Annotated in this window: 23 protein-coding genes; 18 read left to right on the forward strand and 5 right to left on the reverse strand. The window is 71.1% G+C overall.

The window, feature by feature from the left end:
* Positions 1-72: 72 nt before the first annotated feature.
* The 7 genes from lepA (at position 73) to RM555_RS23635 (ending at position 7,238) form a co-directional block, all read left to right on the forward strand.
* Positions 73-1,950 (forward strand): translation elongation factor 4, encoded by a 1,878-nt coding sequence (lepA, locus tag RM555_RS23605; protein ID WP_311413784.1) that lies wholly within the window; start codon positions 73-75, stop codon positions 1,948-1,950.
* 335 nt (positions 1,951-2,285) lie between these two features.
* On the forward strand, positions 2,286-2,573 hold the full coding sequence (locus RM555_RS23610; RefSeq protein WP_311413785.1) for a GlsB/YeaQ/YmgE family stress response membrane protein: 288 nt from the start codon (positions 2,286-2,288) through the stop codon (positions 2,571-2,573).
* A gap of 269 nt (positions 2,574-2,842) precedes the next feature.
* Entirely contained in the window at positions 2,843-3,130 is a 288-nt protein-coding gene (locus RM555_RS23615; protein ID WP_088998878.1) for a GlsB/YeaQ/YmgE family stress response membrane protein, read from the forward strand.
* 228 nt (positions 3,131-3,358) lie between these two features.
* On the forward strand, positions 3,359-4,648 hold the full coding sequence (locus tag RM555_RS23620) for a sugar ABC transporter substrate-binding protein (RefSeq protein ID WP_311413786.1): 1,290 nt from the start codon (positions 3,359-3,361) through the stop codon (positions 4,646-4,648).
* Entirely contained in the window at positions 4,645-5,631 is a 987-nt protein-coding gene (locus tag RM555_RS23625) for a carbohydrate ABC transporter permease (RefSeq protein ID WP_132240418.1), read from the forward strand. The genes RM555_RS23620 and RM555_RS23625 overlap by 4 nt, the downstream gene beginning before the upstream one ends.
* A complete protein-coding gene (locus tag RM555_RS23630; protein ID WP_311413787.1) occupies positions 5,628-6,485 on the forward strand; it encodes a carbohydrate ABC transporter permease in 858 nt (285 codons plus the stop codon). Before RM555_RS23625 ends, RM555_RS23630 begins: the two co-directional genes overlap by 4 nt.
* A gap of 111 nt (positions 6,486-6,596) precedes the next feature.
* The gene (locus RM555_RS23635; protein WP_311413788.1) at positions 6,597-7,238 is read left to right on the forward strand and encodes an MOSC domain-containing protein; all 642 of its coding nucleotides are present in this window, start codon (positions 6,597-6,599) and stop codon (positions 7,236-7,238) included.
* An 86-nt stretch (positions 7,239-7,324) separates the two neighbouring features.
* Here RM555_RS23635 and RM555_RS23640 read toward each other — a convergent pair whose 3' ends face one another.
* The 3 genes from RM555_RS23640 to RM555_RS23650 all read right to left on the reverse strand — a co-directional run bounded on the left by RM555_RS23640 (position 7,325) and on the right by RM555_RS23650 (position 10,298).
* Complete coding sequence (locus tag RM555_RS23640; RefSeq protein ID WP_151452836.1) at positions 7,325-8,260, reverse strand: phytanoyl-CoA dioxygenase family protein; 936 nt, start codon at positions 8,258-8,260, stop codon at positions 7,325-7,327.
* A gap of 189 nt (positions 8,261-8,449) precedes the next feature.
* Positions 8,450-9,310, reverse strand: coding sequence for a hypothetical protein (locus tag RM555_RS23645; RefSeq protein WP_311413789.1), 861 nt, complete (start codon positions 9,308-9,310; stop codon positions 8,450-8,452).
* A 184-nt stretch (positions 9,311-9,494) separates the two neighbouring features.
* On the reverse strand, positions 9,495-10,298 hold the full coding sequence (locus tag RM555_RS23650; RefSeq protein ID WP_311413790.1) for an enoyl-CoA hydratase family protein: 804 nt from the start codon (positions 10,296-10,298) through the stop codon (positions 9,495-9,497).
* Positions 10,299-10,318: 20 nt separating this feature from the next.
* On the opposite strand from RM555_RS23650, the gene hemW reads away from it, so the two are divergent.
* Positions 10,319-11,542, forward strand: a complete 1,224-nt coding sequence (gene hemW / locus RM555_RS23655; protein ID WP_311413791.1) for a radical SAM family heme chaperone HemW — start codon at positions 10,319-10,321, stop codon at positions 11,540-11,542.
* Between the two features lie 40 nt (positions 11,543-11,582).
* On the opposite strand, the gene RM555_RS23660 is transcribed toward hemW, so the two are convergent.
* The gene (locus RM555_RS23660; protein ID WP_311413792.1) at positions 11,583-12,281 is read right to left on the reverse strand and encodes a DUF4870 domain-containing protein; all 699 of its coding nucleotides are present in this window, start codon (positions 12,279-12,281) and stop codon (positions 11,583-11,585) included.
* A 244-nt stretch (positions 12,282-12,525) separates the two neighbouring features.
* On the opposite strand from RM555_RS23660, the gene hrcA reads away from it, so the two are divergent.
* The 3 genes from hrcA to RM555_RS23675 all read left to right on the forward strand — a co-directional run bounded on the left by hrcA (position 12,526) and on the right by RM555_RS23675 (position 15,549).
* Entirely contained in the window at positions 12,526-13,548 is a 1,023-nt protein-coding gene (gene hrcA, locus RM555_RS23665; RefSeq protein WP_151452815.1) for a heat-inducible transcriptional repressor HrcA, read from the forward strand.
* 73 nt (positions 13,549-13,621) lie between these two features.
* Positions 13,622-14,767 carry a molecular chaperone DnaJ gene (gene dnaJ, locus RM555_RS23670; protein ID WP_311413815.1) on the forward strand — a complete coding sequence of 382 codons (1,146 nt, stop codon included), beginning with the start codon at positions 13,622-13,624 and terminating at the stop codon, positions 14,765-14,767.
* Between the two features lie 47 nt (positions 14,768-14,814).
* The gene (locus RM555_RS23675; RefSeq protein WP_311413793.1) at positions 14,815-15,549 is read left to right on the forward strand and encodes a 16S rRNA (uracil(1498)-N(3))-methyltransferase; all 735 of its coding nucleotides are present in this window, start codon (positions 14,815-14,817) and stop codon (positions 15,547-15,549) included.
* A 112-nt stretch (positions 15,550-15,661) separates the two neighbouring features.
* On the opposite strand, the gene RM555_RS23680 is transcribed toward RM555_RS23675, so the two are convergent.
* Positions 15,662-17,065: an NB-ARC domain-containing protein gene (locus RM555_RS23680; protein ID WP_311413794.1), complete on the reverse strand. Its 1,404-nt coding sequence runs from the start codon at positions 17,063-17,065 to the stop codon at positions 15,662-15,664.
* Positions 17,066-17,351: 286 nt separating this feature from the next.
* Between RM555_RS23680 and RM555_RS23685 the strand changes: the two genes are divergently transcribed.
* The 7 genes from RM555_RS23685 to adfB all read left to right on the forward strand — a co-directional run bounded on the left by RM555_RS23685 (position 17,352) and on the right by adfB (position 22,286).
* Complete coding sequence (locus RM555_RS23685) at positions 17,352-17,741, forward strand: GntR family transcriptional regulator (protein WP_311413795.1); 390 nt, start codon at positions 17,352-17,354, stop codon at positions 17,739-17,741.
* Positions 17,742-17,770: 29 nt separating this feature from the next.
* On the forward strand, positions 17,771-18,715 hold the full coding sequence (locus RM555_RS23690) for an ABC transporter ATP-binding protein (RefSeq protein WP_311413816.1): 945 nt from the start codon (positions 17,771-17,773) through the stop codon (positions 18,713-18,715).
* Between the two features lie 13 nt (positions 18,716-18,728).
* Positions 18,729-19,694 (forward strand): ABC transporter permease subunit, encoded by a 966-nt coding sequence (locus tag RM555_RS23695; protein WP_311413796.1) that lies wholly within the window; start codon positions 18,729-18,731, stop codon positions 19,692-19,694.
* Between the two features lie 154 nt (positions 19,695-19,848).
* Positions 19,849-20,034 (forward strand): hypothetical protein, encoded by a 186-nt coding sequence (locus RM555_RS23700; RefSeq protein ID WP_311413797.1) that lies wholly within the window; start codon positions 19,849-19,851, stop codon positions 20,032-20,034.
* Between the two features lie 271 nt (positions 20,035-20,305).
* A complete protein-coding gene (locus tag RM555_RS23705; protein WP_396888833.1) occupies positions 20,306-20,545 on the forward strand; it encodes a hypothetical protein in 240 nt (79 codons plus the stop codon).
* Complete coding sequence (locus RM555_RS23710) at positions 20,542-22,020, forward strand: hypothetical protein (RefSeq protein ID WP_311413799.1); 1,479 nt, start codon at positions 20,542-20,544, stop codon at positions 22,018-22,020. Before RM555_RS23705 ends, RM555_RS23710 begins: the two co-directional genes overlap by 4 nt.
* A complete protein-coding gene (gene adfB, locus RM555_RS23715; protein WP_311413800.1) occupies positions 22,017-22,286 on the forward strand; it encodes an actinodefensin-associated protein B in 270 nt (89 codons plus the stop codon). The genes RM555_RS23710 and adfB overlap by 4 nt, the downstream gene beginning before the upstream one ends.
* The last annotated feature ends 13 nt before the right edge of the window (positions 22,287-22,299 follow it).

A 22,299-nucleotide genomic window follows, 5' to 3' on the forward strand; every position in this document is an offset into this window, starting at 1 on the left:
GGCGACGTGGGAGCATAGGGGGAGCCGGCGTCGTGCCGGCCCGCTCACGTCAGCCGATCAGAACGGACCGCTGTGCCACCGACGCTCGATTCCGGCGCGAACGCTCCTGGTGCCACCGACCCGGCGCGCATCCGGAACTTCTGCATCATCGCCCACATCGACCACGGGAAGTCGACCCTGGCCGACCGGATGTTGCAGCTCACCGGCGTGGTCGACCCCCGGCAGATGCGTGCGCAGTACCTCGACCGGATGGACATCGAGCGCGAGCGCGGCATCACGATCAAGAGCCAGGCCGTCCGGATGCCCTGGACCATCCGGGAGGGCGACCGGGCCGGCGAGACCGCCGTGCTCAACATGATCGACACCCCGGGCCACGTCGACTTCACCTACGAGGTGTCCCGGTCGTTGGCCGCCTGCGAGGGCGCGATCCTGCTGGTCGACGCCGCGCAGGGCATCGAGGCGCAGACCCTGGCGAACCTCTACCTGGCGCTCGAGAACGACCTGCACGTCATCCCGGTGCTCAACAAGATCGACCTGCCGGCCGCCCAGCCGGAGAAGTACGCCGAGGAGCTGGCGCACCTCATCGGCGGCGACCCGGCGGACTGCATCAGGGTCTCCGGCAAGACCGGCGACGGCGTGCCGTACCTGCTCGACGAGATCGTCCGGCAGTTCAAGCCCCCGGTCGGCGACGCGGAGGCGCCCGCCCGCGCCATGATCTTCGACTCGGTCTACGACGTCTACCGGGGCGTGGTCACCTACGTCCGGGTCATCGACGGGCGGATCAGCGCCCGCGACCGGATCAAGATGATGTCCACCGCCGCCGTGCACGAGCTGCTGGAGATCGGCGTCATCTCGCCCGAGATGGTGAAGGGCGACGCGCTCGGCGTCGGCGAGGTGGGCTACCTGATCACCGGCGTGAAGGACGTCCGCCAGTCCCGGGTCGGTGACACGATCACCATCAACTCCCGGCCGGCGAAGGAGGCACTCGGCGGCTACAAGGACCCGAAGCCGATGGTCTACTCGGGCCTCTACCCGATCGACGGCTCCGACTACCCCAACCTGCGCGAGGCGCTGGACAAGCTCAAGCTCAACGACGCCGCGCTCGACTACGAGCCGGAGACGTCGGGCGCGCTCGGCTTCGGCTTCCGGTGCGGCTTCCTCGGCCTGCTGCACCTGGAGATCATCCGGGAGCGGCTGGAGCGCGAGTACAACCTCGACCTCATCTCCACCGCGCCGAACGTGGTCTACCGGGCCATCACCGAGGACGGCCAGGAGATCGTCGTGACGAACCCGAGCGAATACCCCACGGGCAAGATCGCCGAGGTGTACGAGCCGGTCGTGCGCGCCACGGTGCTCACCCCGAACGACTACGTCGGCGCGGTGATGGAGCTCTGCCAGGGCCGGCGGGGCAGCCTGCTCGGCATGGACTACCTCTCCGCCGACCGGGTGGAACTGCGCTACACGCTGCCCCTCGCGGAGATCATCTTCGACTTCTTCGACCAGCTGAAGAGCCGTACCAAGGGCTACGCCTCGCTGGACTACGAGCCCTCCGGCGAGCAGGCGTCCGACCTGGTGAAGGTCGACATCCTGCTGCACGGCGAGCCGGTGGACGCGTTCAGCGCGATCGTGCACAAGGACAAGGCGTACAACTACGGCGTCACGATCGCGGCGAAGCTGCGCAACCTGATCCCGCGCCAGCAGTTCGAGGTGCCGATCCAGGCGGCGATCGGCAGCCGGGTGATCGCCCGGGAGACCATCCGGGCGATCCGCAAGGACGTGCTCGCCAAGTGCTACGGCGGTGACATCAGCCGCAAGCGCAAGCTGCTGGAGAAGCAGAAGGAGGGCAAGAAGCGGATGAAGATGGTGGGCCGGGTGGAGGTCCCCCAGGAGGCCTTCATCGCCGCGCTCTCCTCCGACTCCGGCGACGCCAAGGCCCCCGGCAAGAAGTGACCCCGCCGCCGGTGCGTCCGGCGGATGACGACGTACGACGGCCGGCGCCCCGGCCGGGCTGCGGACCCTCGGTGGTCCCGCCCGCCCCGGGGCGCCGGCCGTTCGCGTCGAAGGAATTTTTCGGCCCCGTGGCCCCCGCGCTCCGCCCGCCGGTCGGAAGGGCGCCACCTGCGCGAATGATCGCGCGGGTGTGGTCGCCGCCGGTGCGCCATTGATGTACGACGTCGTCCTCGTCGGTCGAACCGGTTTGGTTTTTCTGCGGGTCGGGAACTTAGCGGTCACGACAGGAACACCACAGACAGTGGAACTGATTCTTTTTGAAGGAGGAGGGCGACGTGGAGCTCACCGTTTGGGGCATCGTCACTGCGCTCATCGTTGGTCTTATCATCGGCGCTCTGGGTCGCCTGCTCGTGCCGGGCCGCCAGAACATGCCGATGTGGCTGCACATGCTGATCGGTGTCGGCGCCGCGCTGCTGGGCACCGTGCTGGCTCGGGCGATGGGTATCGCCACTTCGACCGCCGGCATCGACTGGGGCGAGCTGCTGGTCCAGGTCGTGCTGGCCGCGATCGCCGTGGCGCTGGTCGCCGGTGTGGGTCGTCGCCGCAGCGTCACCCACCGGTAATTCCCGTACCGCTCGACGGGCGTCCGACCGCACAGGTCGGGCGCCCGTTTCGCGTACGCCCCGGGGTCCTTCGCGGGCAGCCCGGGGCATCCGTCCGCCCGGTCCCGGCCGGGCCCGGCGGCGCTGCGGCGGTGCCGGAAGTCCGGTCTGGAGCGTGCCGAACCGGTGCCCCAGAAAAGCGGTTTGGAATTTCGGCGGGTCGGGAACTTAGCGGTCACGACAGGAACACCACAGATCGTGGAACTGACTTTCTCAAGGAGGAGGGCGACATGGAGCTCACCGTTTGGGGCATCGTCACTGCGCTCATCGTCGGTCTCATTGTCGGCGCTCTGGGTCGCCTGCTCGTGCCGGGCCGCCAGAACATGCCGATGTGGCTGCACATGCTGATCGGTGTCGGCGCCGCGTTGCTGGGCACCGTGCTGGCTCGGGCGATGGGTATCGCCACTTCGACCGCCGGCATCGACTGGGGCGAGCTGCTGGTCCAGGTCGTGCTGGCCGCGATCGCCGTGGCGCTGGTCGCCGGTGTGGGTCGTCGCCGCAGCGTCACCCACCGGTAATCGCCGTACCGCTTGACGGGCGTCCGACCGCACAGGTCGGGCGCCCGTTTCGCGTACGCCCCGATCGTCTCGGTGCGCCCGGTTTCGCCCCCGCGCCCGGCCGCGCGTGATCGACCCGCTGCGGTACCGTCGCCTCTCTTTCGCCAACCGCCCACTGTCGTAAAGGAATTTTTCCTACTAAGGTGCGGCGGAGAAGGTTAGTGCCAAGCGGCGCGAGGGAGATGTGGCGTGAACAGGTGGAAGCGGCTGGCCCCGGTCACCGCCGTCGTGGCCTCGGCCGCGATGGTCCTGGCCGGTTGCGGTGGCTCGGATGACGACAAGGCCGCCGACAACAGCAAGCTGACGGTCTGGATGATGGGCGAGGGCAGCGAGGCACAGACCAAGTTCCTCGACGGCGTCGAGACCGAGTTCCGGCAGAAGCACCCGGACACGGACGTGGTGGTCCAGTACATCCCCTGGCTCGAGGCGCCGAAGAAGTTCCAGGCCGCGCTCGCCGGTGGCGAGGGGCCGGACATCACCGAGCTGGGCAACACCGAGACCCAGGGCTGGGCGGCGCAGGAGGCGCTGGCCGACGTGACCGACCGGATGAACGGCTGGACCGAGGGCAAGGACCTCCTCCCCGACCTGGTCAAGAACGCCCAGCTCGACGGCAAGCAGTACGGCGTCCCGTGGTACGCCGGTGTCCGGGGCATGTACTACCGCGCCGACTGGTTCGCCGAGGCGGGCGTGAAGCCGCCGACCAACTGGGAGGAACTGGTCGCCGCCGCCAAGACTGTGCAGGCCAAGAAGCCGGGCACCTACGGCATCGCGCTGCCCGGCAACTCCGAGCTGCCCTTCTACTCGTTCCTGTGGGGCGCCGGCGCGGAGATCGCGACGCAGCAGGGCGACTCCTGGAAGTCCGGCTACAACACGCCCGAGGCGCAGAAGGCCGTCAAGTTCTGGACCGACCTGGTGACCGTGCACAAGGTCGCCCCGCCGGCCGCCGCGGGCTGGAACGAGATCGACGCCCGGACCCAGTTCGCCACCGGCAAGGCGGCGATGGCCTTCGGCGGCAGCTGGCAGCAGGGCGCCATCAAGAAGGACAACCCGGAGATCGAGAAGGTCTGGGGTACGTTCCCGATCCCCGGCCCCGACGGCAAGGCGGCCCCCGGCTTCGCCGGCGGCTCCGACGTCGCGATCTGGAAGGACAGCGAGCGGCAGGACCTCGCCTGGGACTACCTGACCGTGCTGGTGAACAAGAAGAACGACCAGGCCTTCGCCGACAGCCTCGGCTTCTTCCCGGTCTACAAGGACCTGGTCGGCGGCGACAAGTACGCCAACGACAAGATCATGTCGGCGTTCGCCACCACGATGCAGAACACCAAGCTCACGCCGCTCACCCCGAAGTGGGTGGAGGTCAGCCGGACCAAGACGGTGACCCAGGCGATGAACAGCTCGGTCATGAAGGGTCAGAAGACGGTCGAGAAGGCTACCGCCGACGCGGCCGCGGAGATGGAAAGCATCCTCAACGCCAAGTGACCACGCTGACCGAGGCGCCGGAGACGGCCGCCGCGCGGGAGACCCCCGCGCGGCGGCGTCGCCGGGTGGACCGCCTGCCCTACCTGCTGCTCCTGCCCTGCCTGGTGATCATCGGCGTGCTGCTGCTCTGGCCGCTCGGCCAGGTGGTGGTGATGTCCTTCCACCAGCTCAACAACGTCCGACAGCTGCGCGGCGACCGTGAGTGGCCGTGGGTGGGCTTCGGCAACTACGCCGAGATCCTCAGTGATCCGTTCTTCCTGACGGTGCTGCGCAACACCGTGCTCTTCGCGGTGGCCAACGTCGTGCTCACGATGGTTCTGGGCACCCTGGTCGGGCTGCTGCTCAACCGGCTCGGCAAGAAGATGGCCGCCTTCGTGGCCAGCTGCGTGATGCTCGCCTGGGCCACCCCCGCGCTGACCGGCACGATCGTCTGGAAGTGGATCTTCGACGACACCAGCGGCCTGGTCACCTGGTTGTTCAACGCGCTGCCCGACGGGCTGTCGCAGAGCCTCTTCGGGCGCAGCGACTGGACGGGCTACGGCTGGTTCAACTCGCCGCTGCTGTTCTTCTCGATCCTGACGCTGGTGGTGGTCTGGCACTCGTTCCCGTTCATCGCGGTCAGCGTGCTCGCCGGGCTGAAGAGCGTGCCGAGCGAGCTGCACGAGGCGGCCCGGGTCGACGGGGCCGGACCGTGGAAGGTGTTCTGGAAGATCACCTTTCCGCTGCTGCGGCCGGTCTTCGGGATCCTGATCGTGCTCTCCACGATCTGGGACTTCAAGGTCTTCACCCAGCAGTTCGTGCTGGCCGGCGGCACGCAGGACCGGCCGACGTTCATGCTCTCCATCTACTCGTACGCGGAGGCGTTCTCACCCCCGCCGAAGTACGGGCTCGGCGCCGCGATCGCGGTGATCCTCACCCTGATCCTGCTGGTGGTGACCGGCCTCTACGTCCGCATGGTGCTCAAGCAGGAGGAGGACGCGTGACGCGACGCGGAGGCGGCGGGGGCGCGAAGCGACTCGCGCTCAACGGCGCGGGGCTGCTGGTGGCGCTCTTCGCCGCGTTCCCGGTCTACTGGATGATCGCGACCTCGCTGAAGCCGAGTTCGGAGATCTTCTCGTCCACTCCCCGGCCGGTGCCCACCGAGCCGACCCTGGAGCACTACCGGCAGATCCTCACCGGGAACCTGATCCCGGGCGTCACCTTCGGCGACTTCTTCCTCAACAGCGCGCTGGTCGCGGTCTGCACCGTGGTGCTCAGCGGGCTGGTGGCGCTGCTGGCCGCCACCGCTGTGGCCCGGTTCCGGTTCAAGCTGCGGACCACCTTCCTGATCATGCTGCTGATCGTGCAGATGATCCCGCTGGAGGCGCTGGTCATCCCGCTGTTCCTGATGATCCAGCGGCTCGGGCTCTACAACACCCTGCCGAGCCTGATCCTCACCTACCTCGGCTTCTCGCTGCCGTTCGCGGTGTGGATGCTGCGCGGCTTCGTCGCCGCGGTGCCCAAGGAACTGGAGGAGGCCGCCGCCATCGACGGGGCCAGCCGGGCGCAGATCTTCCGCAAGGTCCTCTTCCCGCTGGTGGCGCCCGGGCTGGTGGCCACGAGCATCTTCTCGTTCATCACCGCCTGGAACGAGCTGATCTTCGCGCTGACCTTCATCAACGACCAGGAGAGCTACACCCTGCCGGTCGCGATGACGTTCTTCTTCGGTCGCGACGACACCGCCTGGGGCCCGGTGATGGCCGCGTCCACGCTGTTCACCCTGCCGGTGATCATCTTCTTCCTACTGGTGCAGCGGCGGATGGTCTCCGGGCTGGTGGCCGGCGCCGTCAAGGGCTGACCCCGCACGGGGAGCGTGTAAGGAAGGGCCCCTTGTTAACGCATAGCGTTAACAAGGGGCCCTTCCTTACACGCGTTGGGGCGGTCTGCAGGGCGGGCTAGGCTGGCCGCCATGACGGGCAGGCTGGCTTCGGTGAACCTCGGCGGCGTGACCGAGGCGGCATGGGCGGGCGACGCGAGCGGTCGCAGCGGCATCGACAAGCGGCCGGTCGGCGGCCCGGTGCTGCTGCGCGTGGACGGGGTGGCCGGCGACTTCATCGGCGAACGCGCCCACCACGGCGGTCCGGAGCAGGCGGTCTACGCGTACGCCGAGGAGGACGCGTCCTGGTGGTCGGGGGAGATGGGCCGCAGCATCCGCCCCGGTGGCTTCGGCGAGAACCTGACCACGTACGCGGTGGACGTGACGGGCGCCGTGATCGGCGAGCAGTGGGCGGTCGGGTCCGCGCTGCTCCAGGTGACCAAGCCGCGCACGCCGTGCACCACCTTTGCCGGCTTCTGGGGCGTACCCGACCTGATCAAACGGTTCACGGTACGGGCGACGCCTGGGGCGTACCTGCGGGTGCTGCGCGAGGGGGAGGTCGGCGCGGGGGACCCGGTCGAGGTGGTGGACCGGCCCGCGCACGGGGTGACGATCGGCGAGGTGTTCCGGGCCCTGAGCCTGGAGCCTGAGCTGCTGCCCCGGCTGCTCGACGCGCCCGACCTGCCGGACGGGGTCCGGGAGAAGGTGCGCCGCCGGCTCGCCGGCCGGAGCTGACGGCGGCCGGGTGAACGGGAACGGGCCCCGTCCCGTGGGGGAGGGGGCCCGTCCGACGTCGGCTCGGCGCGCGCCGGGTGACCGGCTCAGCGCAGCCAGGGCACGTTGCGGTCGAGCAGGCCGCGCTGCTTGAGCTCCTTGCGCAGCGGGATCTCGTCGTCGATGTAGCCGTCCCAGTTGATGCCCCAGTAGTTGGCGGTGTGGGTGCCCTCACCGCAGAGCTGGCGCTGCACCGGCGTGCGGTTGGCCCACCACTCGCCGTCCTTGTCGATGTGCAGCTCGTCCAGCGGCCGGATCCACCGGTAGGTGTAGCCGACGAAGAGCATCTTGCGGGTGATGGTCGACAGGTTGGTGGACCGCGAGTGCCACTGGCGGCGGTCGAAGATGAAGGCGTCACCGGGGTTGGCGGTGATCTCCACCGTGCCCTCCGGGTCCGGGTTGTGCACGGAGGTGTCCGCCGGGCGGGGCAGCGAGTTCCACAGGTGGCTGCCCGGGATCACCTTGGTGGCGCCCCGGCCGTTCTCCGACAGGTCGGAGAGGACGTAGGCCACCTTGAGCGAGAACATCGGCCGGGGCAGGTTCGGGTCCATCGTCTCCGGGTCGGAGTTCTGCCGGTAGCCGTCCTGGTGCCATCCCCAGTAGGGCTTCTCCGGCTCCGCCGCGGGCGGGGTGACGTCCAGGTGGTTGTGGTGGGTGTAGATGTTCCAGCCGGCCAGGCCCCACATGTACGGGAAGGCGATCGGGTGGGTCAGCAGGTCGCCGAAGAGCTCGTCGCGCTCCAGGAAGCCCAGCAGGTGCAGGGTTCCGTCCTTGGTGGTGGTGCCCTTCGCCTTCTCCTCGGCGTAGACGCGGTCGACCGCCGCCTCCAGCGCCGCCCGGTGGTCCTCCGTCAGGACGTTGCGCAGCAGGAGGAAGCCCTGCTCGTGGAATTCCTTGCGGTCGGTGTCACTGATCGGTTCGTAACCGGTCCGGTCGCCGTAGTCGAACACTTCGACGTACCCCTCCCCATGAGGCGAAACCATTGCTGGCACAGGCCGCCGATCGTAACCCGCTGGTCTCGGGGCGGGGTACTGCCCAGCACGATATGCGACCGTTGTCCGGACTGTGGGGAGCGGCGCGGTGACGAAAAGTCACAGTCGGGTGGCGAGACGGGAGTTATCGCCGGTAATGCCGGTTTGCGCGGTGACTGCCGGTAAGGAGATCGGGGGCCACTACGCCTCGGCGAAGACCTCCGCGACGACCCGCCCGGTGGCTGGCGTGTCGTCGGTCCGGTTCCAGGTGCCGTCGCGGGCCGTCCACTCCAGGTCGCCGAAGCGCACCCGCTTCACGCCGTGGTCCTGGGCGTGCGAGACCAGCCAGTGCGCGTACCGCCAGCCCCGGCGCTCGTCGGCGGCCGGGACCGTCAGGCCCGTCAGGTCCGCCGCGGTGGTCGCGCCGGCCAGGCCCCAGTCCAACGACAGGCCGCGGGTCAGCGCGGTCGCCGCGGCCTCGCCGCGCATCGCCGGGTCGCGGCCCACCGTGCACGCGACCGCGCCGGTGGCGTGCCCGACCAGGGCCCGGGTCAGCACCTCGGACTCGTCGGCCCACTTCTCGTACGCCTCCGGGAAGGCCGAGCGCTGCACCTTCTGCGCCGCGTCGGTGACCCGCATCTGCTCCCAGCCGCGCACCTTCTTCAGCCCGGCGTAGAACTTCCTGGCCGCGTAGCGGGGGTCGCGGATCTGCTCCGGGGTGCCCCACCCCTGGCTGGGGCGCTGCTGGAACAGCCCGACCGAGTCGCGGTCGCCGCCCGCGAGGTTGCGCAGGCCGGATTCCTGGTAGGCGGTGGCCAGCGCCACGACGACGGCCCGCTCGGGCATCTTCCGCTGGATGCCGATGGCCGCGATCGTCGCCGCGTTGGCCATCTGGTCGGGGTCCAGCGCCACCCGGCCGTCCGCCTGCACCGTGCAGGTCCGGCTGGCCAGGGGGAGGCGCAGCTGCCCGCCCATCTGCCGGATGACGATCCAGATCCCGACCGCGACGAGGACGACGAGGACGACACCGCCCGCCACGACTGCCCGAGTACGCACCCACACCCCCTGATCGACAGTCCGACAAGCGTACGTCCCTCGTGGTGCCTTCCGGGTCGTCCGACCGGTTCTCCATGAGCGCCGGGCATGGCACCGACCCGCCGGGCGGACGCCCCGGCGGACCGCCGGCACGCAACCCGCAGTCCCCGCTCACCGCGCGGCCACACCCCCGCCCGGCGCCACCCCGGTGTTACCGGTCGGCGCCCGCGTCGCCGTCGGCGGGCACCCAGCGCGCCGGCCGCTTCTCCCGGAACGCCAGGACGCCCTCGCGTCCCTCCTCCGACAGGAAGTACCCGGTCGAGAGGGTGGACAGGTCGGCGATCTCCGCCCGCAGGTCCGCGGCGGGCGGCCGGCGCAGCAACTGCTTCGCCCCGGCCAGCGCGCCCGGTGCCCCCCGCACCAGAGAGTCGCAGTACCCCGCAACCGCCGCGTCCAGTCCGTCCGCCGGCACGGCGGCGGTGACCAGGCCGATCTCGGCCGCCCGCCGGCCGTCGAAGGTGTCGCCGGTCAGGTAGAGCTCGGCCGCCGCGCGGGGGTGCAGGCGGGGCAGCACGGTCGCGGAGATGACCGCCGGCACCACGCCGATCCGCACCTCGGTGAAGGCGAACGTCGCCTCCCGCGCGCACACCGCCAGGTCGGCCGCCGCGATGAGGCCGAGGCCGCCCGCCCGGGCCGGGCCGGCCACCTTCGCCACCACCGGCTTCGGGCACTCCCAGACCGCCGCGAGCACGTCGCCGAGCATCCCGGCCGGCACGGTCCCGCTGGCGTACGCGGCGGCCGTCTCCTTCAGGTCCGCGCCGGAGCAGAAGACCGGGCCCGTGTGGTCGAGCACGACCACGCGTACGGCGTCGTCGGCGACCGCCTCGGCGAGGCCGGCCAGCAGCTGGGTCATCAGCGGCGTGGAGAGCGCGTTGCGGTTGTGCGGGCTGTCCAGGGTGAGGGTGGTCACCCCACGGGCCGTGGCGACCCGTACGAGCGCGTCGGGAGAGGTCATGGAAGGGCACACTAGTGGCCATGCCCGGCGTCCTTCCAGAAGGCGAATCCGTCCCCGTCGACGGGTCGCTGCCCGCCACCGCCACCCGTGCCGTCGGCGCGCGCGGCTTCGGCGTGTACGTGCACGTGCCGTTCTGCGCCAGCCGCTGCGGCTACTGCGACTTCAACACGTACACGGCCGCCGAACTGGGCGGCGGGGCGGGCCGGGAGGGCTACGCCGACACCGTGCTGGCCGAGCTGGCGCTCGCCCGCCGGGTGCTGGGCGACGCACCGCCGCCCCGGGTGGACACGGTCTTCGTCGGCGGCGGCACCCCGACCCTGCTCCCCGCCGACGACCTGGCCCGGATCCTCGACGGCATCGACCGCACCTGGGGGCTCGCGCCCGACGCCGAGGTGACCACCGAGGCCAACCCGGAGTCGGTCACGCCCGAGTCGCTGAAGGCGCTGCGGGCCGCCGGCTACACCCGGATCTCGCTGGGCATGCAGTCCGCCGCGCCGGGGGTGCTGGCGATCCTCGACCGCACGCACAGCGCCGGCCGGGCCGTCGCCGCCGCCCGGGAGGCCCGCGACGCCGGGTTCGACCACGTCAACCTGGACCTGATCTACGGCACGCCGGGGGAGACCGAGGCGGACTTCGCCGCCTCCCTCGACCAGGTCGTCGCCGCCGGGGTGGACCACGTCAGCGCGTACGCCCTGATCGTGGAGGACGGCACCCGGCTGGCCGCCCGGATGCGGCGCGGCGAGCTGCCGTACCCCTCCGACGACGTCGCCGCGGACCGCTACCTCGCCGCGGACGCCGCCCTCGGCGCGGCCGGCCTCTCCTGGTACGAGGTGTCGAACTGGGCCCGCGACGAGGCGGCCCGGTGCCGGCACAACCTGCTCTACTGGACCGGGGCCGACTGGTGGGGCCTCGGCCCGGGGGCGCACAGCCACGTCGGCGGCGTGCGCTGGTGGAACGTCAAGCACCCCACGACTTACGCGAAGCGGCTGGCGGCGGGCGGCTCGCCCGGCCTGGCCCGCGAGGTGCTCACGGCCGACGAGGCGCACATGGAGGACGTCATGCTCCGGCTGCGCCTCGCCTCCGGGCTGCCCCTGGACGCCCTCGACGACGCCGGTCGGGCCGGCGCCGCGCGGGCCCTCGCGGACGGGCTGCTGGCCGCCGACGAGCACGCGGCCGGCCGGGCCGTGCTGACCCTGCGGGGCCGGCTGCTCGCCGACGCGGTCGTCCGCGACCTGCTGCCCTGAACCGCGTGCCGGGGCCGGCCGGGGGAGCGGCCGACCCGGGTCACTTGGTGAAGGCGTAGGTCATCGGGTAGCGGTAGAGCACGCCCTCGTTGGCCTTGAGCCCGGCGACGATGCCGAAGATCAGCGGCACCAGCCAGACGAGCATGGGGAGGAAGAACAGCACCCCGCAGGTGATCAGCGTGACCACCCAGCTCAGGACCCCGACGATCGTCCAGGTGAGCTGGAAGTTCAGCGCCGCGACGGCGTGCGCCCGGGCGGCCGGCGACTGCTGCCCCCGGACCATCAGCGCGATGAGCGGCGCCAGCCAGCCGAGCAGGCCGCCGCCGACGATCACGCCGGCCGCGCCGCCGAAGTGGGCGATCAGTGCCCAGTTCTTGTCGTCGTTGCTGGCGTAGCCGCCCGTCGGCGGTCCGTAGCCGCCACCGGCCGGATAGCCGGCCCCCGGCGCTCCGTAGCCGCCGGGCGGTCCGTAGCCGCCGGGCGGTGGGTAGTCGCCGGGCGGTCCGTAGCCGCCGGGCGGTGGGTAGTCGCCGGGCGGAGGGTAGCCGCCCGACGGCGGCTGGTCACCGGTGGGCGGCGGATAGCCACCGGGTGGAGGATGGCTGCCCGGGCCCGGTGCCCCGGACAGTGGTGCGGTGGGGTCGCCGGAGCCGGCGGGGCCGGGAACCCCCGACGGGGCGGTCGGGTCCGGCGGGAAGCCGGGGTCCCCCGCTCCGGGAGGGCGAGGTGGTTCAGTCATGAAGGTCACGGTAGGGGCAGCCGGCAAGGCGGCACCAGCGCGACACCGGCCGGGACGCCCGGAACACCGGCCCCACGGGGGCGTCGGGCGGGCCCGCGCGGTCGCCGATCGGACTGATCACCCCAGGTCGATCATCGCGCGGGCGGCCCCGCCGACGTAGACTGGCACTCGCTACAGTCGAGTGCCAGCAGCCCGCCCCGGCCCCCCGCGTGCCGGGGCCGACGTGCGACAGGAGGTGGGGAGGATGGGTCTCGACGACCGCAAGCTCGCCGTGCTGCGCGCGATCGTCGAGGACTACGTCGCCACGCAGGAGCCCGTCGGCAGCAAGGCGCTGGTCGAGCGGCACCAGCTGGGGGTCTCACCGGCGACCGTCCGCAACGACATGGCCGTGCTGGAGGAGGAGGGCTACATCCGCCAGCCGCACACCAGTGCCGGCCGGGTGCCCACCGACCGGGGCTACCGGCTCTTCGTGGACCGGCTGTCCCGGGTGAAGCCGCTCAGCCCGGCCGAGCGCCGGGCGATCGAGCGTTTCCTGGTCGGCGCCGTCGACCTCGACGACGTGGTGCACCGCACCGTCCGGCTGCTGGCGCAACTCACCCGGCAGGTCGCGGTCGTGCAGTACCCGAGCCTGGCCCGTTCCTCGGTGCGCCACCTGGAGCTGGTGCCGATCTCCACCACCCGGCTGATGCTGGTCATGATCGCCGACACCGGCCGGGTCGAGCAGCGGCTGGTCGAGCTGCCCGCGCCGATCCCCGCCGACGACGTCACGGACCTGCGCCGGCTGGTCAACGAGAAGCTGGTCGGCACCCGGCTGTCGGAGACCCCGCCGCTGGTGCAGGCGCTGGTCGAGGAGTCGGTGCCGCACCTGCGCCCGGCCATGACCACCCTCTCCACCGTGCTGCTTGAGACGCTGATCGAGCGGCACGAGGAGCGGATCGCGCTGGCCGGGACGGCCAACCTCACCCGCGGCGGCCTGCTCGACTTCCAGGGCTCCCTGCGCCCCATCCTGGAGGCGCTGGAGGAGGAGGTCGTCATGCTCAAGCTCATCGGCGAGGCGGAGCCGAGCACGACGCGGGTGCTGATCGGCGACGAGAACGAGATCGACAACCTGCGCGCCGCCTCGGTGGTCAGCACCGGCTACGGGCCGGGCGCGACCAGCGTCGGCGGCCTCGGCGTGCTGGGGCCGACCCGGATGGACTACCCCGGCACCATCGCCACGGTGCGGGCCGTGGCACGCTACGTGGGCGAGCTGCTGGCCCAGAACTGACCAGTCAGGGCCGACGGCCGGCTCCGGCCGCCGACCGGCGCAACGCGAGACGAACATGAGGACACGGAACGCAGTGGCCAGGGACTACTACGGCATTCTCGGCGTGAGCCGGGAAGCCTCCGACGACGAGATCAAGCGCGCCTACCGCAAGTTGGCGCGGCAGTTCCATCCGGACGTGAATCCGGATCCGGAGGCCCAGGAGAAGTTCAAGGACATCAACGCCGCGTACGAGGTCCTCTCGGACGACCGGAAACGGCAGATCGTCGACCTGGGCGGTGACCCGCTCGCCCCCGGCGGCGGGGGTGCGGGTGGCCCGGGCGGCCCCGGCGGCGCCGGGCCGTTCGTCGGCTTCCAGGACATCATGGACGCGTTCTTCGGCGGCGCGGCGGGCGGTTCGCGGGGCCCGCGACCGCGGACCCGGCCCGGCGCCGACGCGATCCTGCGGTTGGAGCTGGACCTGCACGAGACCGCGTTCGGCGTCGAGGCGCCGATCACCGTCGACACCGCCGTGCTCTGCACCACCTGCTCCGGCGCCGGCACGGCGGCCGGCACCCACCTGGCCACCTGTGAGGCGTGCGCCGGCCGGGGCGAGGTGCAGTCCGTGCAGCGCACCTTCCTCGGCCAGGTGGTCTCCGCCCGGCCGTGCACGGTCTGCCAGGGCTACGGCACCACGATCCCGCACCCGTGCCCGACCTGCGCCGGCGACGGCCGCGTCCGCACCCGGCGTTCGCTGACCGTCAAGATCCCGGCCGGTGTCGAGGACGGCATGCGCATCCGCCTCGCCCAGCAGGGCGAGGTCGGCCCGGGCGGCGGCACGGCCGGCGACCTCTACGTGGAGATCCACGAGCGGCCGCACGACGTCTACTCCCGCAAGGGCGACGACCTGCACTGCCGCGTCACGGTGCCGATGACCGCGGCGGCCCTCGGCACCCGGCTGACCATCAAGACGCTGGACAGCGAGGAGACGGTCGACGTCAAGGCCGGCACCCAGCCGGGCAGCAACCTGCGGCTGCGCGCCCGGGGTGTGCCGCACCTGCGCGGCACCGGCCGGGGTGACCTCTACGTCCACCTCGACGTGCGCACCCCCACCAAGCTCGACGCCGACCAGGAGAAGATGCTGCGCGACTTCGCCAAGACCCGGGGCGAGGAGGTCGCCGAGCTCACCAAGCAGGGCGGCTTCTTCTCCCGGATGCGCGACGCCTTCAACGGCCACGCCTGAGCGGCCTGACCGCCCCGGCGTCCGCCGGGGCGGCTAGCCTGATCGTCGTGTCCGCGCCGCTGTTCCTGGTCGAGTCGCTGCCCACCGCCGACCAGCTCACCCTGGGCGGCCCCGAGGGGCACCACGCCGCCACGGTGCAACGACTGCGCGTCGGCGAGGAACTCCTGCTCGCCGACGGCCGGGGCGGCACCGCGTCCGCGGTGGTCACGGCCGTCGGCCGGGGCACCCTCGACCTCGAGGTCACCTCCAGGGGGTACGTCGACGCGTCCGTCCCCCGGCTCGTCGTGGTGCAGGGCATCGCCAAGGGCGACCGGGGCGAGCTGGCCGTGCAGGCGATGACCGAGGTCGGGGTGGACGAGATCGTGCCCTGGGCGGCGTCCCGCTCGGTGACCCAGTGGCGCGGCGACCGGGGCGCCCGGGCCCGGGAGAAGTGGGTGGCGACGGCCCGGGAGGCGGCGAAGCAGGCCCGCCGGTCGTGGCTGCCGGTGGTGGCCGGCGCCCCCGACGAGTCCACCGCGACGGTGGCCCGCCGGATCGCGGGCGCCGCCGCGACGTTCGTCCTGCACGAGGAGGCGCGGGAGCGGCTGACCACCGTCGAGCTGCCCGCCGCCGGTGAGATCGTGCTGGTCGTCGGCCCGGAGGGCGGCATCGCCCCGGCCGAGCTGACCGCCTTCACCGAGGCCGGCGCCCGGCCGGTGCGGCTGGGGCCCTCGGTGCTGCGTACGTCCACCGCCGGGGTGGCTGCCCTCAGTGTCCTGGCCACCCGCCTCGGCCACTGGTGACCGTCGGTACGCCGCAGCCGCATCGGGAGTGCCGGCCCATCTCCTCCGAATCTGGTGCTCTCATTCCCGCTCACAGGGCCGCTCTCGGCGGCAACGCGAACACCTAGCGGGCTTAGCGTCGCAGCACCGCTATCGCGCCAGAGCTGCCGTGTATCCCGATGGTCGGCGGAGGCGTCACGCCCTCGTGCTGCGGTCCGACGAGTTCCCGGCCGAGCAGACGGACCAGAGCCGGCACCCGGTAGCGCCCCGGCGCGACGCTGCTGATCAGACTCGCGTCCACCAGTCGCTCCAACGCCTCCCACGCCTGGTGAGCCGAGAGGGACAACCGGTAGGCCACCGTGTCGGGAACGACCTCCGTCTCCGGAAGGTAGCCGAGCAGGCGGAGTACCTGCACCGCGACTGCTCCGTCGATGTCCTGAGCCACGGTCTGAAGGCTGACCGAGAGGCTCGCCCGCAGGTCCAGGTGGTCGACACGGAGCTCGTCAAGCCGTTGCTCCGCCCGTCCGAGCCGCTCGGCGATCACCCGGACCGGCCAGTGGGGACGGGCGCGTAGCCGGGCTGCCGCAATCCAGAGTGCCAGCGGCAGGTGGTCGCAGAGCGCGGCCACGGCGCGGAGAGCGTCCGGCTCGGCGCCGACTCGTTCGGCACCGAGCAGGCGGGTGAGCATGGCCTCCGCCGCCGGTGGGGGCAAAGGCTGTACGGAGTGGGTCCAGCAGAACCCGATGGTGCTCAGGCTCGCCCGCGAGGTGAGCACCAGGGCCGTTCCCGCGTTGGCCGGTATCAGGCTGCGGATCTGCGACGCCACGGCGACGTTGTCCAGGACGATGAGAACCCGCCGGCCGGCCAGGGCCGCGTGCAGGGTGACGGCGGCCTGGCGGACGTCGTCGGCCTGCACACAGCCCGGCACGCCGAGCGCCTCGGCCAGCCGTCGTACGACCTCCAGGTCTGTCAACGGCTCCGCCCCAGGGTGCGCCCCGCGAAGATCGACATAGACCTGCCCGTCGGGGAAGCGGGACGCGACCTCGTGGGCGACTCGGACCACGAGAGTGGATTTGCCGACGCCTGCGCTTCCGGTGACGACCGTGACCGACGACGGTACGACACGTGCGGCGAGATGCCGCAGGTCGTCGTCGCGGCCGACGAGTTCCTGGACGGGAGGCAGCAGGTGCGGCGCTGAAGCCGAGGCGAGCGGGGCGGCGGTGAGCCAGGCCGGGGCCCTCCCGTGTCCGGAGCCCTCCGCCGCGACGGCGAGGCGCCGGCGGGCTCGCAACCAGAGCGTGCTGTCCTGTCCGCAGGCGCGTACGAACGAGTCGATGAAGTCCTCCCGAGGGAGGGCGTTGCGGGCCAGGACGGCTCCCAGCGTGCTACGGGGCAGCCCGTGTGCTTCCTGCCTGCTCCGGCTCTCGATTTCCCGGTACGTCAGTCCGGCCCACGCGCGCAGCTGCCGCAGCAGAGAGATGTACTCGGGCGCTGATCGGGCGTGGCAGGGCGTGGGTGCCGCTTGGTTCCTGCTCATGGATCCCCCGTATGTGCTTCCGGTCCAGGTCCGGCCCGTGGTGCGGGCGCGGTGCACGGGGGTTCCGACCGTCGCTACGACGGCAACTGACACAAAAACGACATAAGAGTCATTAGCGACAATGACAAAGATACCCGTCTATCCCCGTGTGATCCGAGGCTAACGCGACACCCCTGTGCCGTCAAGGCGCGGCTACGTTCAGTCACCGTCGGTCTGCCGGAGTCGCTTGACAGGGCTTCACGGTACCTGCACTCTTTCACTATTCCAATAGTGAAGGGGGGCGGAGTTGATCGAGTTCCATCTGGATCGTGGATCTGGGGTCTCCACCTATTTGCAACTCGTCCACCAGGTAAAACATGCTCTTCGGCTGGGGGTTCTTCAACCCGGCGACAAGCTTCCCACCGCCAAGGAGGTGGTGGCGCAGTTGGCAATCAACCCCAACACGGTGCTCAAGGCGTACCGAGAACTCGAGCGGGAGGGCCTCGCCATCGGCCGCCCGGGGCAGGGCACGTTCGTCCGTCGGTCGCTGCGGACCGCCGACGCGGGTGAGCAGGCCCGACTCGCCGCCCAGCTGTCCGCCTGGGTCGGCCAGGCCCGCCGCGCCGGCCTGGACCAGGAGGACGTGGAGGCGCTGTTCGCGTCGGTGTTGATGGATTCGTTTCGGAGGTCGGCGTGAGGACGAGTGAGGATGCGGTGGTCGTGAACATGCCAGGACTGGGCAGGTCTCCGGAGGAGCATCCGGCCCATGCGCGACGGGAGGGCAATGCGCTGGAGGCGACCGGGCTCGGCAAGCAGTACCGCCGTACCTGGGCGCTGCGCGAGTGTTCGGTGGCCGTACCGGCCGGTCGGGTCGCGGCGCTGGTCGGCCCCAACGGAGCGGGCAAGACGACGTTCCTCCACATGATCGTCGGATTGCTGCAACCCACTCGGGGGTCGGTCCGCGTCTTCGGCACGACGGTGGGACGCGACGGCGCCGCGCTGTCCCGGATCGCGTTCCTGGCCCAGGAGAAGCCCCTCTACGATGGGTTCACCGTCGCGGAGATGATGCGGTTCGGTCGGGTGATGAATCCGAACTGGGACGACGACCTGGCCCGCGGCAGGCTCGACGAGTTGAGGATCCCGCTCGACCGGCGGGTGGCGAGGCTCTCCGGCGGCCAGCAGACCCAGGTGGCGCTTACCCTGGCGATCGCCAAGCGGCCCGACCTGCTGGTGCTGGACGAACCGCTCGCCGACCTGGACCCCCTGGCCCGACACGACGTGACGAGCAGCCTGATGGCCGCCGTGGCGGAGACGGGCATGACCGTCCTGCTCTCCTCGCACGTGGTGCCCGACCTCGAGGGCACCTGCGATTGGTTGGTCGTTCTCAACGGCGGCCGTGTGCAGGTCAGCGGGGACATCGACGACCTGCTCTCCGAGCACCGGCTCCTGACCGGTCCGGCGGACAGCGCCGAGGCGGTGGCCGCCCAGCTGCCCGTCGTCGCCCGTAGCAGCACCGGCCGGCAGGCCACGATGCTGGTCCGCGGCGCCGGTGCCGTTCCGGACCAGCGGTGGACCGAACGTCCCCTGTCCCTCGAGGACCTCGTCCTGACCTACCTGCGTGACCCCGACGCCGCAGCGCTGCCCCGCCCCAACATCGTCCGGGCGAACTGAGAAGGAGAGCAAGATGGTCTGGCTGACCTACCGTCAGCACCGCGCCCAGCTGCTGGTCACGTTCGGGGCACTGATTCTGCTCGGCGGGATACTCCTGGTCTCCGCCCTCGAAGCCACCTCGTGGGCGGCAGGCCACGCTCCCGACGGTTGCCCGGGATCGTCGCCGGTGTGTCACGACTTCAACCGCGGGATGTTCGACCGTTACAACGCCGTCTACCAGGTCTTCGGCTACCTGCCCTTGGTGGGACCGGCACTGATCGGTGCGTTCTGGGGTGCGCCCCTCGTGGCCCGGGAGATGGAGCGCGGCACGTTCCGCATGGCCTGGACCCAGTCCGTGACGACGCTACGCTGGATCCTCGCCAAGCTCGGCCTGCTCTGCGTGGCCGTCGTGGTCGCCGGGGCAGCCCTGGCGGTGATGGTCGGTCGGTGGAACGTGGTGTTCGAGGGTGCCTTCCCTGACTCCTCCTTCACCAACCCCGGCAAGTTCAACATCGTCGGCCTCGCGCCTGCCGCGTGGTGGCTCTTCGCATTCGCAGTCGGCGCCGCCACCAGCGCCATCCTGCGCCGCACCGTGCCGGCCATGGCGGTCACCGTGGCGGTGATCGCCGTTGCCATCCCTGCGGTCATCGTCAGTCACGACCTCTACGCCAAGCCGGACCGGCAGGTCGGCGTCAGCCGGGACGCTCTCATCGCCAACGGGGACGTCATCGTCGCCGAGATGTGGGTGGCCCCGGACGGCCGGGTGGCGGACGGCTCGCTGTCCAGCGTGTGCCCACCCGCCGCCGGCGTCGACCCGTCGTCGAGTCGGGCCGAACTCGCCGAACAAGACTGCCTGCTCGCCAAGGGATACCAGGCGGCCTTCGACGTCCATCCGGCCAGCCGATTCTGGTTGTTCCAGTCGCTCCAGGCCCTCCTGCTGGTCGGCGGCGCCGTCGCCCTGCTCGTCGTCACGGTGCGCCGGACGCTCCGGCTGCACTGATCGTGAGCCACGCTGACCCATTCGGTACCGGACAGAACGGGACGCGCCAAGACGACCCTAAAGCATCGACACCATCCATTCCGCATTGCAGACTCGTAAACGTCCAGATAGGACGACGGATCCCGATCCGAAAAAATGAGGAGGCGGAATGCCGGTGACTTCGGTCGCTGCGCGCTTGGCCAGCAATGGTCTGCAGCAGCACATGTACGCCGAGCCCACGGTCGTCGCGGAGGCGTGCAGCCCCAAGGGTGCCCGGTGCGTCTGGGACAGCGACTGCTGCAACGCCGCTGGCTACGACACCATCTGCGAGTGGTACGAGTGCATCTGGATCGTCGAGTGATCGTGACCCTTCAATAGGTCACGAGAGGTCTGGAATCGCCGGGTGGCTGTCATCTGCGTGACGGCCACCCGGCGGCCCGGGCCGTTGATTCAGAACTCGGGGAGACGGTGTCGGATTGCTTCGAATATGGAAAGCGGCATCGGCGGCGAAGGCATTCTTGCAGACCGCCAGAGCCGGAAACGGAATGTACGAGCTTCCCGAATGGCCAGGCGTGCTGGACGGCCGGCGCAGCGACCGGGACCTGGCCCCCCTGGTCGCGAGGTTGCGGCTGGTGCAGAGACTCACGGTGGGCTTCCTCGATCCGCTCGAGGACGCCCTCTATCTCACCGTCGCGCTGCGACTGCTGGGATTCCACGCCACCTTCCACCTCGGCCGTGAGTTGGCCCCGCTGGCCCCACCGGCCGGCGTCTACGCCTGGGTCGAATGCGGCACCCGGGTGGTGAGCACTTCTCTGCCCGTGCTCGAGGACTACGTACGGGTCCATGCCGCGCCATGTGAGGTGCCAGGATGATCAACCTCGTCGAAGTCCCCGCTGACGGGAACCCCGTCATGGCCGAGCCGGCTTCGCGACCACTTCCCTCCGGCGTCCGCGTCGAACACGGCGCGGGGTCCTTCACGCTGCGGCGGGAGGCGCCGTGCCGACGCCCCCTGTACTACCGCCTCGACTTCGGTCGCCTCGAGTGGAGCGACGACCTGTCCGACTTCGTCGTCGACGGCGAACGGCCGGTGCCGGATCCGGGCCTGTTGCTCACTCTGATCCAGGGCGGATCACCGGCGCCGGACGGCAGCCCGCTCGACGGCGTGCGACGGCTCACCGTCGGTACCCAGTTGCGCGTCACGAGGGACGGCATCTCCCTCACCCGGCGGGCAACTCCGCCGATCGCGCGTCCCACCGGCCTGCTCGACGCCGTCACCGCCGCGCTACCGGGCAGTGGCCGGTATGCGATCGCCTACAGCGGCGGTCTCGGCTCGGCCTTTCTCGCCGCGACCGCCGTCGCTGCCGGCCACCGGCCGGTGCTCGTGCACGCCGATCTCGGCTGGGATGCGGGCAGCCCGCTCCCCGACATTCCCGGGCTGGCCGTGGAGCGCGTCCGCGTGGATCCCGACGAACTGCTCGGCCACCACGGAAACCTCGACGGCCTCACGCCGCCGGTGCCGGATGTCGACGTCCCACAACGGGTGGGCCGCATCCTTGCCGCCCACGTCGGCCTGCCGCTCGTCGACGGTGGGTTGCTGGAGGACCTGGTCTCGGTACGCCTACCGGACCTGTCCATCGGTCTGCGCGGTCGTCGGCTGCTCAGCTGCGAGCCGTTCCATATCGCCGGGACACTGCGTACCCTCGCCCAGGCGCGCGAACTGCTCACCAAGGCGATCGTCTACGTGCCCGAACGATCCCGGCCGCGCGGCGAACAGGGTGCGACGCCCACCGACGTGGTCGTGCCGCCCTCACCCAACATCGTCAGCGCGGTCCCTGGAATCACCGACACCGGCACCTCCGTCCTGGAATCCACCCACCGCGGCACCATGGCGCTGTGGAAGGAACACCTGGACTTCCTCGGCCCGGTTCTGGCCCGTGCGACTGCTGGCGCAGAGGAACGCGGCGCCATCGGGCAGTTCTCACCCGCACTCGACCCGGGCGTCCTGGCTGCGGTGGCGCGGCTGGCACCCGGCAGGATCGGCCGCCTGAGGCATGGCACGTTCCAGAATCACCTGCCGCTGCGTGAGCCGCTGTCCCGGCTCGGCGTGACCGGCTTCCGGCGTACCGCTCCCGGCACCTGGCTCCGCCGGGTCACCGCCGTCCACCTGCACCGTCAACGCCGTGCGATCGCCGCCGAGTGGGAGCGCGGCTCCGCGCTGGCCGACCTCGGCCTGATCGACGTCCACGCGGTGCGGGCACTGCTCCGCGACGGCCGCAGCCTCGCGGACAACGCCCTGCCGGTCCTGCGGATCCTGTCGATCGACCGCTGGTTGAGAGGTGTCGCATGACAACCGACCTTGAGCCGGGAACCCTCCTGCGGGTGGCGGCCGGCACGTCCTTCACCCGCCTGCCCTTCGGTGGCGCGGTGCTGGTGCACGGTCAGAGCCTGGCGCTCGCCGAGTACGGCGAACGCGACGGGCAAGTCCTTCAACTGCTGCTCACCCGTGGCGTGCCCGATCCGGCCCGGTGGGCTGCCGTGCAACCCCTCGTCGCGCCACTGATCGAGGCCGGCTGGCTGATCGTCCGACGCGGCGACCTGGACGGAGGGGAATGACATGATCCCGGGA

It is taken from the genome of Micromonospora reichwaldensis (assembly GCF_031845925.1).
GTDB lineage: Bacteria > Actinomycetota > Actinomycetes > Mycobacteriales > Micromonosporaceae > Micromonospora > Micromonospora reichwaldensis.

Bases quoted from the DNA above. Each gene is read 5' to 3' on its own strand.
- RM555_RS23650 (WP_311413790.1), bottom strand. From the start codon at position 10,298: ATGACCTCTCCCGACGCGCTCGTACGGGTCGCCACGGCCCGTGGGGTG.
- RM555_RS23680 (WP_311413794.1), bottom strand. From the start codon at position 17,065: ATGAGCAGGAACCAAGCGGCACCCACGCCCTGCCACGCCCGATCAGCG.
- RM555_RS23690 (WP_311413816.1), top strand. From the start codon at position 17,771: ATGCCAGGACTGGGCAGGTCTCCGGAGGAGCATCCGGCCCATGCGCGA.
- RM555_RS23615 (WP_088998878.1), top strand. From the start codon at position 2,843: ATGGAGCTCACCGTTTGGGGCATCGTCACTGCGCTCATCGTCGGTCTC.
- RM555_RS23660 (WP_311413792.1), bottom strand. From the start codon at position 12,281: ATGACTGAACCACCTCGCCCTCCCGGAGCGGGGGACCCCGGCTTCCCG.
- RM555_RS23635 (WP_311413788.1), top strand. From the start codon at position 6,597: ATGACGGGCAGGCTGGCTTCGGTGAACCTCGGCGGCGTGACCGAGGCG.
- RM555_RS23695 (WP_311413796.1), top strand. From the start codon at position 18,729: ATGGTCTGGCTGACCTACCGTCAGCACCGCGCCCAGCTGCTGGTCACG.
- hrcA (WP_151452815.1), top strand. From the start codon at position 12,526: ATGGGTCTCGACGACCGCAAGCTCGCCGTGCTGCGCGCGATCGTCGAG.
- RM555_RS23640 (WP_151452836.1), bottom strand. From the start codon at position 8,260: ATGGTTTCGCCTCATGGGGAGGGGTACGTCGAAGTGTTCGACTACGGC.
- RM555_RS23710 (WP_311413799.1), top strand. From the start codon at position 20,542: ATGATCAACCTCGTCGAAGTCCCCGCTGACGGGAACCCCGTCATGGCC.
- adfB (WP_311413800.1), top strand. From the start codon at position 22,017: ATGACAACCGACCTTGAGCCGGGAACCCTCCTGCGGGTGGCGGCCGGC.
- hemW (WP_311413791.1), top strand. From the start codon at position 10,319: ATGCCCGGCGTCCTTCCAGAAGGCGAATCCGTCCCCGTCGACGGGTCG.